Origin of the sequence: Rhizobium terrae, from assembly GCF_003425685.1 — a bacterium.
Classification (GTDB): domain Bacteria; phylum Pseudomonadota; class Alphaproteobacteria; order Rhizobiales; family Rhizobiaceae; genus Neorhizobium; species Neorhizobium terrae.
In genome coordinates, this window is sequence record NZ_QJKM01000008.1 from 173,246 (window position 1) to 188,319 (window position 15,074).

Genomic DNA, 15,074 nt, shown 5'->3' on the forward strand with positions numbered 1-15,074 from the left:
CCGCTCCTAGTGCCTTGATTGCCGCAGGAACTGCCGGGTGCGCTCGTGCTTTGCGTCGGAAAAGATCTGTTCGGCCGTGCCGGATTCCACCACGAGGCCGTTTTCGAGGAAGACGACGCGGTCGGCGGCATTGCGGGCGAAATTCATCTCGTGGCTGGCGATTACCATGGTCATGCCGCGGTCGCGCAACGACTTGATGACCTCCAGCACGCTGTCCACCAGTTCCGGGTCGAGCGCCGAGGTCGGCTCGTCCATCAGGATCAGCATCGGTTCGAGCGCCAGCGACCGGGCGATGCCGACGCGCTGCTGCTGGCCGCCGGAAAGCTGCGACGGATAGGACGAGGCCTTCTCGGCCATGCCGACGAGCTTGAGGTTCTCGAGGGCGCGGGCTTCCGCCTCTGCCTTCTGCATCTTCATCACCTTGCGGAGCGCCAGCGTGACGTTCCCCATCACCGTCAGATGCGGATAAAGATTGAAGCTCTGGAACACCATGCCGATCTTGCGGCGCATCTGGTTGATGTCGGTGGAGCGGGAAAGAAGATCGGTGCCGTCGAGCTTCAGCGTGCCGGCGGTCGGCTCCTCAAGGCGGTTGCAGCAGCGCAGGAGCGTGCTCTTGCCGGAGCCGGAAGGACCGATCAGAAAGACCAGTTCGCCGGCCTTCACCTGCAGATCGACCCCCTTCAGGACCTCCGTCTGGCCGAAGGTCTTGCGGATCTGCAGGGCCTCCAGAAGGAAGCCCTGCGCCGTTCCGCCGGTTGCCGAAGCTTGGCTCAGCATTTCGGCGTATGCTCTTTCGGGTCGTAACCCTGGACGCCCGGAGCGCCGTAGCCCGGATAGATCGTCGTGGTCGAAGACCCCTTCTTCGGCTCGACCTCGAACCACTTGACGTAGAGCTTGGTCAGCGTGCCGTCCTGCTTCATGCATTCCAGCGCGTTTTCCAGCGTATCGCGAAGCTCGGTGCGGTCGTTGCGGGTCGGCATCGACCAGGTGAGCCCGGTTTCGTAAAGCAGGGAGTTCTTGAGGCGCGGGTTGTTCTTGACGACCCAGGCGACGACCGTGGAGGCCGAGACATTGGTATAGGCGCGGCCGGCAAGGACGGCCTGGACCGCATCCGTGCTGGTGGCGAAGGACTGCGAGGTCCAGCCGTATTTCCCGGCATTGTCGTTGACCCACTTCTCGTAGATCGAGCCCTTCTGGACGGCGATGACCTGGCCCTTCAGATCTTCGAGCTTGGTGATGTCGGGCTTGTCCTTCAGCGTCAGGAAACGGTAGTCGGCATCGACGAAACCTTCCATGAACAGCATCTGCTGGGCGCGCTCCGGCGTGATCGTCACGACGGCGGTCAGGAAGTCGTAGGTGCCGGCCTGCATGGCCGGAATGAGGCCGGCGAACTGGGTGCCTTCGACATCGATCTTGCGGCCGATGCGGCGCCCGATCTCGTCGACGACGTCGATGTTGAAGCCTTCGAGACCGCCCGAAACCTTCGGCATGGCATGCGGCGCGAAGGTCGCGTCAATGGCCGATTTCAGCGGCGTCTTGTCCTGGGCGATTGCGGGAACGGCCCCGATCACCGTTGCGGCAAGAAAAAATGCGAGTGTTCTGCGAAGCATGTCCTACCCCTCTTTGCTCAAGTGCAAGGCGTCACACGCTATTCGGCGCCCTGACGGCTTGAAAGCATTCCCATTCGCCTTCCAGGCCCCAACGTAGAAAATCCAGAAGGCAGGTAGAAAGCTACGAGCAATCCTTCTCACCGGACATATCCCAAATTCCGAACAGAGGATGCCGTAAAACGCTGCCTTTCCGCCGGCAGCCTAAATAATCATCAGGCGTCCATGAGGCCGCCATCGGCGAGAATCCGCTGCACGAGGCCTGCTGTGCTCTCGCTGCTCGAACCGCGTTTCCAGGCGAGCGAGAGCTGCATGTCATAGGTTTGCGGCAGGGGAATGGCCGCCATCTTGTCGTCAAGTCCGAGGATCGCCCATTGCGGCAGGAGCGCGATATATCCGTGCTCGATGACCAGATTGGCTATGACGGGAATGGAGTCGATCTCGACGAAGGAGAGGAGGGCGCGTTCCGCCGGCTTCAGGATGTCCTCGATCAGCGTCACGAATTTCTGGCGCAGGCCGCTCTTGAGGCTCGGAAGCGCGATCGGCGTGGTCATCAGCAGGCGCCTCAGATCGGTTTCCCGCCCGCCGATGACGCCGGCGGAACCAACGACCGCGAGGCTGGAGCGCGACACGACCCGGTGATCGATCCCGGCCGGAACTTCCACCGTGTCGAGAAGAACGACGTCGTAAAGCCGGTTGTTGAGGCCCGCCAGCAGTTCTTCCGCGTTGGTGCTGGAGATGTAGAGCGGATTGCGCGGCTGCCGGAGCGGCCATTCGGCGGCCAGGAAGGCGAGGATCTTGGCGATCCGGCTTTCGCGGCCGAGCGGCGTCACCGAACCGAGATGGGTCATCATGCTGGCGCGGCGAAAACGGTCGCCGGCGCGGTCGGATATCCGCAGCCAGATCGTTTCCAGGTCTTCGGCAAGCGAGAGGAATCGCGTGCCGACCGGAGTGGGCACGGCGCCGGAGGCGGTGCGTTCGAGCAGCGTCAGGCCTGCATCCTGTTCGAGGCTCCTCAACTGCCGGGTCAGTTGAGGCTGGCCGATGCCGATCTCGATCGCGGCGCTGCGGATGCTGCCGGTGCGCGCCACGACGATGAAGCGGGACAACGCCAGCAGGGACACCGAAATGCGGGCCGCGTGGCGCTCGACCGACGTTTCCTCCGGCGTTGCCGAAAGGGCGGCGAGTTCGAGGATGAGATCTGCGGCGCGGGAAAGATCGCGGCCGAGCCTGCGGCCTTCGAGCGTCGGAAGAATGCGATTGCCGGTGGTCGTCGTCAAAGGCGTTGCTATATGGGACTGCAGGCGCGAAAGGGCGGCCGAAACGCTGGCGACGGGTCTCTCCAGCGCCCGCGAGGCTTCCCGCACGCTGCCGAGCGACAGGACGTAATGGGCAATCAGAAGGGTGGCGACATCCATTGCCCAAACTTTCCGCAAGGTCACGTGCCGGACACGCAGGCCGGTGTAATTCGTTCATGATATGGGATATCCCTCGGCTCTGTAAATTCTCCTATCGTGGCTTTCATCAGCGCCAGAACGGCCGGCCAGCGCAGCAATCGGGCAGTGCGTCAATCAGGGAGGAATGATCCATGTCGGATTTCGATCTTGTTCTGAAAGGCATGCTCGTCCTGCCGGATCGCGTCGTGCCCGGCGGCTATGTCGCGGTGCGCGACGGGCTGGTGGCAGACGTAGGGCAGGGGGAGATGCCGGCCGCGAAGGAACGGCACGATCTCGGCGAGGCGCTGATCCTGCCCGGCGCGATCGACGCCCAGGTGCATTCGCTCTCCCAGAAGAACCAGGAGGACTTCATCTGGTCGACCCGCACGGCGGCTGCCGGCGGCGTCACCACGATCGTCGACATGCCCTATGACGAGGGCAATCTCGTCTGCTCGGCGGAGGCGGTGCGCGGCAAGGCGGCCCATGCCGGTGCCCAGGCGCGCGTCGACTTCGCGCTCTATGGGACCGTCGATCCGGAGGAAGGTTCGAAGCGCATCCTCGAACAGGTGGAGGCCGGCGTCGCTGCCTTCAAATTCTCCACCTTCGGCACCGATCCGAAGCGGTTTCCGCGCATTTTCGCGCCGCTGATGGCCGAATGCTTCTCGACAATCGCGCCGACAGGACTGACGGCCGGCGTGCATAACGAAAACGACGAATATGTGCGCTGGGCGATGGAAAAGGTGAGGACGTCCGGCATCACGGACTACCGGGCGCATGAAATGTCGCGCCCGCCGCTCACCGAACTGCTCGCCATGACAGAGATCTACGAGATCGGTGCGGCGACCGGGTGCCCGGCGCATGTGGTGCACTGCTCGCTCGGCCGCGGATACGAGATCGCCGCGTCCTATCGGGCGCAGGGCCATCGCGCGACGGTGGAATGCCTGATCCACTACCTGACGATCGACAGCGAGACCGATGCCAAGCGGCTCGGCGGCAAGTCGAAATGCAATCCGCCGATCCGCCCGCGCGCCGAGGTGGAAAAGCTCTGGCGCCATGTCGCCGCCGGCAATGTGACGCTGCTTTCCACCGACCATGTGAGCTGGTCGCTCGACCGCAAGACCAATCCGGACATGCTGGCCAACGCTTCCGGCCTGCCGGGTCTCGAAGCCATGGTGCCGCTTTTCGTCAAGGGCGCGCTGGAACGCGGCGTGTCGCTGACCTGGGCGGCGAAGTTGATGGCGCTCAACCCGGCGCGGCATTTCCGCATCGACCACATCAAGGGGGCGTTGGAGATCGGCAAGCACGCGGATATCGCCGTGCTGACGCCGGAAACGCATGTCTTCGACGCCTCCAGGACCGGCAACAACGTCGTCGGCTGGTCGCCCTATGACGGCATGGCACTGCCCTACAAGGTGGCTGGAACCTATCTGCGCGGCAAGCTCGCCTATGACGGATCGAAAGTGCTGTCCGAACCCGGCAACGGACACTTCGTCCGGCCGCTGCCGAGCCTGCCGCTGCAGGGGCTGGCGGCATGACGCGCAACCTTCCCGTCAAGGCGGACCGGATCGCGGCGGATATCGATGCGCTTGCCGCCATTACCGAGCCGGACAAGCCGTGGACGCGGCGCGCCTTCACGCCGATGTTCCTGAAGGGCCGGGACTACCTCATCCGCCGCTTCAAGGAGGCGGGGCTGGAGACGCGCATCGATGCCGCCGGCAATCTCGTTGGAGTGCGCAAGGGCAAAGGGTATGAGAACGGCGGGGCGAAGGGCACGATCATGCTGGGCTCCCATTCCGACACGGTGCCGAACGGCGGGCGTTTCGACGGCATCGCCGGCGTCGTCACCGCGCTGGAGGTCGCCCGTGCGTTTGATGAAGCCGGCATCGAATTGGAACACGATCTGGAAATCACCGATTTCCTGGCGGAAGAAGTCTCGATCTTCGGCGTCTCCTGCATCGGCAGCCGCGGCATGCTGGGCCTTCGCCCCGTGGAATGGCTGGAGCGGCAGGCGGATGGGATGACACTGGCCGAAGGCATCCGTCTGGTCGGCGGCGATCCGGCCGTCGCCGGCGGCCGCGACGACATCAGGGCCTTTCTCGAACTGCATATCGAGCAGGGGCCGGTGCTGGAAAACCGGAATATCGATATCGGCGTGGTGACGGCGATCGCCGGCATCAGCCGTTTCGAGATCACGGTCGAGGGCAGGGCGGACCATGCCGGCACGACGCCGATGGGTTCGCGGCGCGACGCGCTCACCTCCGCCTCGCGCCTCGTGCTCGGTGTCGAGCGGATTGCCTCGGAACTGTCGCTCGGGCCGACGCATTTCGCCGCGACGGTCGGTGAGTTCTCGATGGAGCCGAATGCCGCCAATGTCGTGCCGTCGCATGTGCGCATGCTGATCGACGCGCGCGCCGAGGATCCGGCGGTGATGGAGACGTTCGGCGAAGCGGTTGGCGCCCTGTGCATTCAGACGGCGGCGAAAAGCGGCGTGACCATCCCGCCGCCGCGCCGGATTTCCAACAACCCCGCCACGCCCATGGCGCAGGCGGTTGTCGCGCTGTTGGAGGAAAGTGCAGCCGCAATCGGCGCTTCGAGCCGCCGCATGGTCTCCGGCGCCGGGCATGATGCGGCGTTCCTCGCCAAGGTAGCGCCGGCCGCCATGGTCTTTATTCCCTGCCGTGACGGGCGCAGCCACGCCCCCGAGGAATGGGCGGAAAACGACGATATCGCGCTTGGTGCCGCGGTTCTCTACGAAACGGTCTTGAAGCTGGATCAGCAATAAAAGGAGCATGGGCATGGGTCGGATTCTGACGGAAAAGGATGTCGAGGCGGCCGTGCGCGGCGGCTCCGTTTATGCGGCCGGCGGCGGCGGCTGGGCCGATCACGGCCGAATGCTGGGTTATGCGGCGGTCAGCATCGGCAAGCCGGAACTGATCACCATCGACGAGCTCGACGACGACGACTGGGTGGCGACGGCTGCCGCGATCGGCGCGCCGGCGTCCACCACTGCCTGGGAAATGCAGGGCATCGATTACGTGAAGGCCGTGCAGCTTCTGGAAGACGCGCTCGGCGAACAGCTTTCGGCACTGATGATCGGCCAGAACGGCAAATCCTCGACGCTGAACGGCTGGCTGCCCTCGGCCATCCTCGGCACCAAGGTGCTCGACGCGGTCGGCGACGTGCGCGCCCATCCGACCGGCGACATGGGCTCGATCGGCATGGCGAATTCGCCCGAGCAGATGATCCAGACCGCCGTCGGTGGCAACCGCGCCGAAAACCGCTATATCGAACTGGTCATCCGTGGCGCCACCGCCAAGGTCTCGCCGGTGCTGCGCACCGCTTCCGACATGTCCGGCGGGTTCATCGCATCCTGCCGCAACCCGCTCCGGGCCTCCTACGTGCGCGACAATGCGGCGCTCGGCGGTATCAGCCTGGCGCTGGCGCTCGGCGAGGCGATCATCGCGGCGGATGCCAGGGGTGGCCATGCGATCATCGACGCGATCGTCAAGACGACCGGCGGTACGATCCTCACGGAAGCGGAAGTGACGGCCAAATCGGTCGTCTACACCAACGAAGCCTTCGACGTCGGAACGCTGACCTTGGGTTCGGGCGACAAGGCGATCACCATGCATGTGATGAACGAATACATGGCCGTGGAGGATCCCGGCGGCAATCGTCTCGCCACCTTCCCGGACATCATCTCGACGCTGTCTCCCGAAGGCGAACCGATGAGCGTCGGCCAGTTGAAAGTCGGCATGCGTGTGTTCCTGCTGCACGTGCCGAAGACGCTGATTCCGCTGGCATCGAGCGTCAAGGACCCGTCGGTCTATCCGATCTGCGAAAAGGCGCTGGGGATCAGCATCGCCGATTACGCGCTCGCCTGAGGAGATCACGATGCCGAAGCCCAATCCGCGTCATCCGAAATTCCCCATCCCCGGCGGGCCCGAATTGCGCGCGAAAGGCTGGCGGCAGGAGGCTTTGCTGCGGCTCCTCGAAAACGTGCTCTCGGTCGGCGAGGATCCGGACAATCTCGTGGTCTATGCCGCGCTCGGCAAGGCGGCGCGCAACTGGCCGGCGCATGACGCGATCGTCCGGACGCTGAAGGAGATGGACGAGGATCAGACGCTGATCATCCAGTCCGGCAAGCCGGTGGGTCTCCTGAAGACCCATGACAAGGCGCCGCTCGTCATCATGGCGAACTGCAACATCGTCGGGCAGTGGGCGAAGGCCGAATATTTCTATGAGCTGCAGGAAAAGGGGCTGATCTGCTGGGGCGGGCTGACTGCCGGCGCCTGGCAGTATATCGGCAGCCAGGGCGTCATCCAGGGCACCTATGAGATCTTCATGCGCATCGCCGAAAAACGCTTTGGCGGCTCGCTTTCCGGCCGTTTCGTGCTGACTGCCGGCCTTGGCGGCATGGGGGGCGCGCAGCCGCTCGCCGGGCGCATGGCGGGGGCGGCGATCCTCGTCGTCGATATCGATCCGGAACGGGTCGCCAAACGCAAGTCGATCGGGTTCCTCGACGAAGTGGCGCCCGACCTCGATACGGCGCTTCGGATGATCGATGCGGCGGTCAAGGAAAAGCGCGCCGTCTCCATCGGCCTCGTCGGCAATGCGGCGGATATCTACCCGCAGATCGTCAGGCGCAGCATCGTGCCGGATGTCGTCTCCGACCAGACCTCGGCGCATGACCTCGTCTACGGCTACGTGCCGAAGGGCATGAGCCTCGACGAAGTGCGGCGGCTGCGCAACGAAGGCCAGGGGCAGTTGATGGCGGCGAGCCGCGCCTCGATCGCCGATCACGTCCGTGCCATGCTGGATTTCCAGAAGAGCGGCGCGGAAGTTTTCGACAACGGCAATCTCATCCGCACCCAGGCGAAACAGGGCGGCGTGGAAAACGCCTTCGACATCCCGATCTTCACCGAAGCCTATCTCAGGCCGCTGTTCGCGCGCGCGATCGGCCCGTTCCGCTGGATGGCGCTCTCGGGCGAGGAAAGCGACATCGCCCGTATCGACGACCTCGTGCTCGAACTTTTTCCGGACAACCGGATCGTCACCAACTGGATCAGGCTGGCGCGTGAGAACGTGCCCTTCGAAGGCCTGCCCGCCCGTATCGCCTGGCTCGGCCATGGCGAGCGCACCAGGCTTGCGCTGGCGGTCAACGATCTGGTGGCCAGGGGCGAGCTGAAAGGCCCGATCGCCTTTTCGCGCGACCACCTCGATGCCGGCGCCATGGCGCATCCGAACATCATGACGGAGCGGATGAAGGACGGCTCGGATGCGATCGCCGACTGGCCGCTGATCAATGCCATGACGCTCTGCGCCTCGATGGCCGACCTCGTCGTCATCCATTCCGGCGGCGGCGGATATGCCGGCTATATGACCAGCGCCGGGGTTACGATCGTGGCCGACGGCACCGAGGCCGGAGCCGAGCGTATCGCCCATTCCATCACCAACGATACATCGCTCGGTATCATCCGCTACGCCGATGCCGGATACGACGAGGCGCTCGACGCGGCGCGGAAGCACGGCGTGCCGCATATCAAACTTGGTGGAGTGCCGGGCGGATCAGGGGCATAAGAAAAGTTCCATAACCATTCTTACGCGACGCCGCCTTGTAGCCGCGGCAGATTCCCTTTTTAAATGCAACGAAGAAAATAATGACCATGAATTCAGGAGGATGGAATGGCTCGCTTGTGCGGTGGGTTCAAGGATGAACTGCGACATGCCGGTGATTGCCATGGCAAGGAACTCGCACAAGGCGGCGCTCTTTTGAAAAGCTGCACTCTTTCGGTAAAGCATTTTGGAACGAATGCATTCGGCCTTCTTCCGAGAAGAGGATAGTATGCTGTCATCGCAGGCAAATCCCGCCCGGAGCTGAGGATGATCGATCTCTATTACCAGCCCATGCCGAACGGCAAGAAGGTGGCGATTTTCAAGCGCTGGTTCGACGAGGTCGGCGCCCGCCCCGGCGTGCAGCCCGGGCTTGCCGCCGGCGCAGATTTTGCGGTCGACAATAGGACGCTGCCACCGGCGGAGCCGGAGCGCATCCGCAAGATCTTCTACAATCAACGGGCAATCCCGGTCGCCAACTGAGAGACCCCTGCCCGAAAATGATCAAGACAAAAGGGAGTTTTACAACATGAGCCTTCGCATCAACGACATCGCCCCGGATTTTACGGCCGAAACCACGCAGGGGACGATCCATTTCCATGACTGGATCGGCAGCGGCTGGGCCGTCCTCTTTTCGCATCCGAAGAACTTTACGCCGGTCTGCACCACCGAACTCGGCACCATGGCAGGCCTCGAAGGCGAGTTCCAGAAGCGCGGCGTGAAGATCATCGGCATCTCGGTCGATCCGGTCGAAAGCCACGGCAAGTGGAAGGACGACATCAAAACGGCGACCGGTTTCGAAGTGGAATATCCGCTGATCGGCGACAAGAACCTCAACGTCGCCAAACTCTACGACATGCTGCCGGCCGGCGCCGGCGAAACGTCGGAAGGCCGCACGCCCGCCGACAACGCCACGGTGCGCTCCGTCTATGTCATCGGCCCGGACAAGAAGATCAAGCTGATCCTCACCTACCCGATGACGACCGGCCGCAATTTCCACGAAATCCTGCGCGCGATCGACTCGATCCAGCTCACCGCCAAGCACCAGGTGGCGACGCCCGCCAACTGGCAGCAGGGCGACGACGTGATCATCACCGCTGCCGTTTCGAATGAAGATGCGATCGCCCGCTTCGGTTCGTTCGATACCGTCCTGCCCTACCTGCGCAAGACGAAGCAGCCGGCTGCCTGAGTTCGGCTCGTTCTAAAACGGAAAAGGTCGGCGTCTCCGCCGGCCTTTTGCATGTTCGGGGATTGGTTGCAGCCCGTGCCGGGTGCCCTTCCCTCAATAAACGGGATACATGCCCCAGAAGAAACTTTCGGAATGTTCGCGGTCGCCGGCGGAGTTCGCGTCGCGGTCGTTTCGGGTCTTGTCCTGCGCCTGGCGCTCGGCCGGCTCAGTGCCTGCTTTCGACGGCGACCGCCGGCCCAGGCCGTAAAGGTCAAATCCAAACAGGGAAAAGCCACCACCTATCATTGTCAGCCTCCGGTTGGGTTCCACATTATGCACCCTTACTGTCCAGCGAAACCGCCCGGCCGTCAATGTAGTCTATCAAAACGCTATACTAATTCATTGACGATTTCGAAACGATTGTGTCTGGAATGTGGCATTTCCGGAACTGTCATTTTCGCAAGCGGAATCGGCGGTCCCTCGTCATGCGACGAAGCGGTTCACCGGCCGCGGCAGGCCGAGGTGCTCGCGCAGCGTGGTTCCCTCGTAATCCTTTCGGAAAATCCCGCGGCGCTGCAGTTCCGGGATCAGCCGCTGGGTGACGTCGTCGAGACCCTGCGGCAGGTATGGGAAGACGACCGTAAAGCCGTCGGAAGCACTTTCAGAAAGCCAGGCCTGCATCTCGTCGGCGATGGTTTCCGGCGTGCCGACAAAGGCGAGGCCGGAATAACCGCCGTATCGCTGGGCAAGCTGACGTGCCGTGAGCTTTTCCTGTTCGGCCAGTTTCAGCACCTGGGCGCGGCCCGTCTTGCTGGCATTGGTATCGGGGATTTCCGGCAGCGGTCCGTCCGGATCGAAGCCCGAGGCGTCATGGCCGAGTGCGATCGAGAGCGAGGCGATGGCGCTGTCGTAATGCACAAGGCTGTCGAGCTTGGCGCGCTTGGCCTTCGCCTCCTCCACCGTATCGCCGATGACGATGAAGGCGGCCGGCAGGATTTTCAGGTGGTCGCGATTGCGGCCCGCCGCTGCCATGCGGCCCTTGATATCCGCGTAAAGCGCCTTGGCGGCGGCGATATCGCGCGGCGAACAGAAGACCACTTCCGCCGTTTCCGCCGCAAGCTGCCGGCCGGGCTCCGACTGGCCGGCCTGAACGATCACCGGCCAGCCCTGCACCGGCCGGGCGATGTTGAGCGGCCCGCGTACGCTGAGTTCCTCGCCCTTGTGATCGAGCACATGCACCTTGGCCGGGTCCCAGAAGATGCCGCTTTCCTGGTCGCGGATGAAGGCGTCGTCGGCAAAGCTGTCCCAGAGGCCGGTGACGACGTCGTAGAATTCCCGCGCCCGTTTGTAGCGTTCGCCGTGTTCGGTATGCTCTTCGTGCCCGAAATTGCGGGCGGCATCCGGATTGGAGGTGGTGACGATGTTCCAGGCGGCGCGGCCATTGCTGATATGGTCGAGCGAGGCGAAACGGCGGGCGATGTGATAGGGCTCGTCATAGGTCGTCGAGGCGGTGGCGGCGAGCCCGATCTTTTCCGTCACGGCGGCAAGCGCCGAAAGCAGCGTGAACGGCTCGAAAGACGTGACCGTATGGCTGCGCTTCAGGGCCTCGACCGGCATGTTCAGCACGGCGAGATGGTCGGCCATGAAAAAAGCATCGAACTTCGCGGCCTCGAGCTTCCGGATGAAGGATTTGATGTGGCCGAAGTTGAAATTGGCATCCGCATAGGCGCCGGGATAACGCCACGCGCCGGTATGCAGGCTGACGGGGCGCATGAAGGCAGTCAGGTGAAGGGATTTCGCCATGGGAGACGCTCTTGGGCTGGGAGGGAGGAACGGTCTGTCACCCCTAACGTAGGTATTCATTCCTCAGGCGCTAAGGAATCCTGTTCCCGGATCAAATCACGGCGGAGAAATTCTCTCTCCCGAAGGCGGCATCGCCGCTCAACTTGCTGTGACAACCCGCAAATCTCTCCTTCCCGCCATCAAAAAGAGAAAATTCGCTTCGCCCGACGCGTGCAATTGAAGCTTTATTCCTTCTCCCGGCCTTTGCGGCATGTCTCAATACCGGCTTCACCCGAGGAGACGCACATGAGCAGGGTTTTCCATTTGGCAGGAAAGATCAAGGCAGTGGCTCCATTCATCGCCACGGAGGACGAGGCGCTCGATGTGGCGAAGGCGCTGGGGGCGCGGATCGCGGAAGGCTCCAACCAGCGTGACCGGCAGCGGCTTCTGCCCCATGACGAGGTGGAACTCGTCACCCGGTCGGGCCTGCTCGGCATCACCGTGCCGGCCGAATATGGCGGGGCGGATATTTCCAACGCCTTCCTGGCGGAGGTGATAGCCATCATTTCGGAAGCGGATGCCTCGATCGGCCAGATCCCGCAGAACCATTATCATATCCTTGAGGCGCTGCGGCTCTGCGGCACGGAGGAACAGAAGAAATTCTTCTTTGCACGCGCCTTGGCCGGCGAACATTTCGCCAATGCGCTCGCCGAAGCCGGCGTCGCCTCGGCCGGCGATATCGAGACGCGGCTGATGCCGGACGGCGTCGGCTACCGCATCAACGGCCGCAAATATTATTCCACCGGGGCCCTGTTCGCCGACTGGGTGGCGATCTTCGCGATCGATCCCGAAGGCAGGCTCGCCATGGCGATCGTGCCGCGCGAGACGGAAGGGCTCACTATCGTCGACGACTGGGACAGCTTTGGCCAGCGCACGACGGCGAGTGGGACGGTGCTGATCGAGAACGTCTATGTGCCGGCGGACTCGGTGATCGCCTATTACCGCAGCTTCGAGCGGCACGCGCCGGTCGGCTCGCTCGGCCAGCTTCTGCACGCGGCGGTCGATCTCGGCATCGCCCGCGCCGCCTTTGCCGACATGCTGGATTTCGTTCGCCACAAATCCCGCGGCATGCGCAATCTCGGCATCGACAAGGCGAGCAGCGATCCGCTGACCGTCGCACGCGCCGGTTCGATCGCGGTGAAGCTGGAAGCGGCGACGGCCGTGCTGGAACGGGCCGGCCGCAAGGTGGATGTGGCGCAGATCACCCCCTCGCGCGAGACGGCGGTCGAAGCCTCGCTTTCGGTCGCGGCGGCGAAGATCCTGACGACGGAAGCGGCGATGGACGCGACCAACGGCCTATTCGAGCTCGCCGGAACCTCGGCCACCAAGGAGGAGTTCAATCTCGACCGTCACTGGCGCAACGCACGCACCCACACGGTGCACGACCCCGTGCGCTGGAAACATCACGCGATCGGCGACTATCACCTCAACGGCAACGTGCCGAAGCCGAACGGGCAGTTTTAACCCTGTTTCGCGGTCGGCTCGCTGTCGTCCAGAAGACCGCTCGACCGCTTCGAAACCATCTGTTCCAGCGTCATCGTATCGAGCACCGAGGCGATCGCGTCGCGCACCTCGGTCATCGAATGGCGAATCTGGCAGTCTTCCGGGTGGTCGCAGTCGTCGCAGGCCTCGAAAGCCGTCTTGCTGGCGCAGCGGATCGGCGCCAGCGGTCCGTCGAGGATGCGCACCGCCTGGCCGACATAGATCTGCGACGCGGGCTTCGACAGCGCATATCCGCCGCCCGGTCCCTTCTTGGAGCGCAGCATGCCGCCCTTGCGCAATTCGAGCAGGATGGCGTCGAGGAATTTCTTGGAAATGTTGTTCTGCTGGGCGATGTCGCTGACGAAGGCGGTCTTGCCGGGTTCGAGTTGCGCGAGATGGATCAGCGCCTTGAGCCCGTATTTTCCCTTTTTCGTCAGCATCGAAGATCGAAAGTCCGCTTGAATGGCATCATCCCGGCTTCAATCGCCAAGGGACAGGACACCGATACAGGAGCCATGCCGAAGGTTCAACGTCACTTTCCAATATCGCGCTATTCGGCGGCAAGGTCGCGCAGGGTTCGGGGCAGGCTGTTCATGCATTCCACGCCGTTTTCCGTCACCAGGAACTGGTCCTCGATCATCAGCGCGCCGATCCCCTGCCCGTAGAACGGCGCTTCCAGCGCCACCACCATGTTCGGCAGGATGATTTCCGGGTTGCCGGTGGAGAAGAACGGCCATTCCTCGATGCCGGAGCCGCCGCCGACCGAATGGCCGAAATGGCCTCGATAATATTCGCCGAAACCTTGCCCGCACATGGATGCCAGCATGGCCTCATGCACGGTGCCGAAGGTGTTGCCGGGGCGGATCTGCTCGAGGCCGGCGGCGAATGCGGTTTCCAGCGCCTTGAAGATGTCCCGCGCCAGCGGCGACGCGGGGCCGTAGGTGAAGGTGCGGGCGCCATCGGAAGAATAGCCCTCGACCAGCGTGCCGACATCCGCCTTGATTAGTGCGCCGGGCGTGACCACGGCGGCCATGTCCGAAAGATCGGCACCGACCGAAATGAAATCCCAATGCCCGCTCAGGCCGAAGCCGCCTTCGGTTGCCGCAGCCTGCGCGCCGGCTTTCCAGGCAAGGGAGAGCTCGCCGAGGGACACGCCGGGTTTCACCACCCCCGTCATCCGCAGGAGCCCGGCTTCGGCCGCTTTCGAGGCACGGCGCAGCCGTTCGATCTCGCGCGGCGTCTTGACCGCCCGCAAACGGCGCAGAATCGGGGATCCGTCAGCCCAGTCGACATCCGGCAGCGCCTGTTTCAGTGCTTCGAAATCGGCGGCCGGCATGAATTCCAGATCGGCGCCGACCCTCGCCCGGTCGAGACCGCGTTCCTTCAGCAGATCGCCGAGCAGGTCGAACGCGGCGGAACGGTCGAAGGTCTCCGGCCGCGGGCCGGCGACGCCCAGCCGGCGATAGGCCGCGTCGATTTCCGGGATGCTGCCGGCGCCGGTGAGATCGAGCATGTCGATCCAGATGCGATGGGTGCGAAGATCCACATCCGTTGCGGCCTTACGGATCAATCCGGCCGCATGGTCACTCGCGACGGCTGCAAGGCCTGCTTCCGAATCGGCCGGCACCAGCGCAATGGCCGCCCCCGCCCTGCCCCACATGGTCGCGACGCCGGCCGGCGCGCCGATCGCATATCGGAAGGCTTCCGGCTGGAAGAGGGCCAGGGCGTCGAGGCCGGCCTCGCCCATCAGGCGCTCCGCATGTTTCCGGTCGATATCGCTCATCGTCGGCTCCGATCATCACATTTCCCAAGGACTTAGCCGGCTCATCGGCAAAGCGCCAGGACTGGAAGAAAATTCCTCGCAACGCCTATTCGAGCGAAGCGCATTTCCCGTGCATAGCGAAAATCGTCCCCGCACGCCCTTCC

General features: G+C 63.6%; 14 protein-coding genes. 7 read left to right on the top strand and 7 right to left on the bottom strand.

Features of this window, described 5'->3' with window-relative positions:
• Positions 1 to 6: 6 nt before the first annotated feature.
• The 3 genes from DMO26_RS16645 to DMO26_RS16655 all read right to left on the bottom strand — a co-directional run bounded on the left by DMO26_RS16645 (position 7) and on the right by DMO26_RS16655 (position 3,025).
• Positions 7 to 777: an amino acid ABC transporter ATP-binding protein gene (locus tag DMO26_RS16645; protein ID WP_117193271.1), complete on the bottom strand. Its 771-nt coding sequence runs from the start codon at positions 775 to 777 to the stop codon at positions 7 to 9.
• Positions 771 to 1,610: a transporter substrate-binding domain-containing protein gene (locus tag DMO26_RS16650; RefSeq protein WP_117193272.1), complete on the bottom strand. Its 840-nt coding sequence runs from the start codon at positions 1,608 to 1,610 to the stop codon at positions 771 to 773. Before DMO26_RS16650 ends, DMO26_RS16645 begins: the two co-directional genes overlap by 7 nt.
• A 212-nt stretch (positions 1,611 to 1,822) precedes the next feature.
• Entirely contained in the window at positions 1,823 to 3,025 is a 1,203-nt protein-coding gene (locus tag DMO26_RS16655; RefSeq protein WP_117193273.1) for a LysR family transcriptional regulator, read from the bottom strand.
• Positions 3,026 to 3,195: 170 nt separating this feature from the next.
• Here DMO26_RS16655 and DMO26_RS16660 point away from each other — a divergent pair, with 170 nt between their 5' ends.
• From DMO26_RS16660 to DMO26_RS16685, 6 genes are all read left to right on the top strand, one after another.
• Complete coding sequence (locus DMO26_RS16660) at positions 3,196 to 4,578, top strand: dihydroorotase (RefSeq protein WP_117193274.1); 1,383 nt, start codon at positions 3,196 to 3,198, stop codon at positions 4,576 to 4,578.
• Positions 4,575 to 5,825, top strand: a complete 1,251-nt coding sequence (locus DMO26_RS16665; protein WP_117193275.1) for a Zn-dependent hydrolase — start codon at positions 4,575 to 4,577, stop codon at positions 5,823 to 5,825. Before DMO26_RS16660 ends, DMO26_RS16665 begins: the two co-directional genes overlap by 4 nt.
• A gap of 13 nt (positions 5,826 to 5,838) precedes the next feature.
• Positions 5,839 to 6,927: a DUF917 domain-containing protein gene (locus DMO26_RS16670; RefSeq protein WP_117193276.1), complete on the top strand. Its 1,089-nt coding sequence runs from the start codon at positions 5,839 to 5,841 to the stop codon at positions 6,925 to 6,927.
• A gap of 10 nt (positions 6,928 to 6,937) precedes the next feature.
• Positions 6,938 to 8,623, top strand: coding sequence for a urocanate hydratase (locus tag DMO26_RS16675; protein WP_117193277.1), 1,686 nt, complete (start codon positions 6,938 to 6,940; stop codon positions 8,621 to 8,623).
• 303 nt (positions 8,624 to 8,926) lie between these two features.
• Positions 8,927 to 9,139 carry a thioredoxin domain-containing protein gene (locus DMO26_RS16680; RefSeq protein ID WP_205421228.1) on the top strand — a complete coding sequence of 71 codons (213 nt, stop codon included), beginning with the start codon at positions 8,927 to 8,929 and terminating at the stop codon, positions 9,137 to 9,139.
• 46 nt (positions 9,140 to 9,185) lie between these two features.
• Positions 9,186 to 9,845, top strand: coding sequence for a peroxiredoxin (locus DMO26_RS16685; RefSeq protein ID WP_117193278.1), 660 nt, complete (start codon positions 9,186 to 9,188; stop codon positions 9,843 to 9,845).
• Between the two features lie 93 nt (positions 9,846 to 9,938).
• Here DMO26_RS16685 and DMO26_RS16690 read toward each other — a convergent pair whose 3' ends face one another.
• On the bottom strand, positions 9,939 to 10,130 hold the full coding sequence (locus DMO26_RS16690; protein WP_117193279.1) for a hypothetical protein: 192 nt from the start codon (positions 10,128 to 10,130) through the stop codon (positions 9,939 to 9,941).
• A 177-nt stretch (positions 10,131 to 10,307) separates the two neighbouring features.
• Positions 10,308 to 11,627: an LLM class flavin-dependent oxidoreductase gene (locus tag DMO26_RS16695; RefSeq protein ID WP_117193280.1), complete on the bottom strand. Its 1,320-nt coding sequence runs from the start codon at positions 11,625 to 11,627 to the stop codon at positions 10,308 to 10,310.
• A 285-nt stretch (positions 11,628 to 11,912) separates the two neighbouring features.
• On the opposite strand from DMO26_RS16695, the gene DMO26_RS16700 reads away from it, so the two are divergent.
• Positions 11,913 to 13,130 carry an SfnB family sulfur acquisition oxidoreductase gene (locus DMO26_RS16700; RefSeq protein WP_117193281.1) on the top strand — a complete coding sequence of 406 codons (1,218 nt, stop codon included), beginning with the start codon at positions 11,913 to 11,915 and terminating at the stop codon, positions 13,128 to 13,130.
• Here DMO26_RS16700 and DMO26_RS16705 read toward each other — a convergent pair.
• Both DMO26_RS16705 and DMO26_RS16710 read right to left on the bottom strand, forming a co-directional pair.
• On the bottom strand, positions 13,127 to 13,588 hold the full coding sequence (locus tag DMO26_RS16705; protein WP_117193282.1) for an RrF2 family transcriptional regulator: 462 nt from the start codon (positions 13,586 to 13,588) through the stop codon (positions 13,127 to 13,129). The two genes, DMO26_RS16700 and DMO26_RS16705, sit on opposite strands and share 4 nt — an antisense overlap.
• Positions 13,589 to 13,698: 110 nt before the next feature.
• The gene (locus tag DMO26_RS16710; protein WP_117193283.1) at positions 13,699 to 14,931 is read right to left on the bottom strand and encodes a M24 family metallopeptidase; all 1,233 of its coding nucleotides are present in this window, start codon (positions 14,929 to 14,931) and stop codon (positions 13,699 to 13,701) included.
• Positions 14,932 to 15,074: the final 143 nt, after the last annotated feature.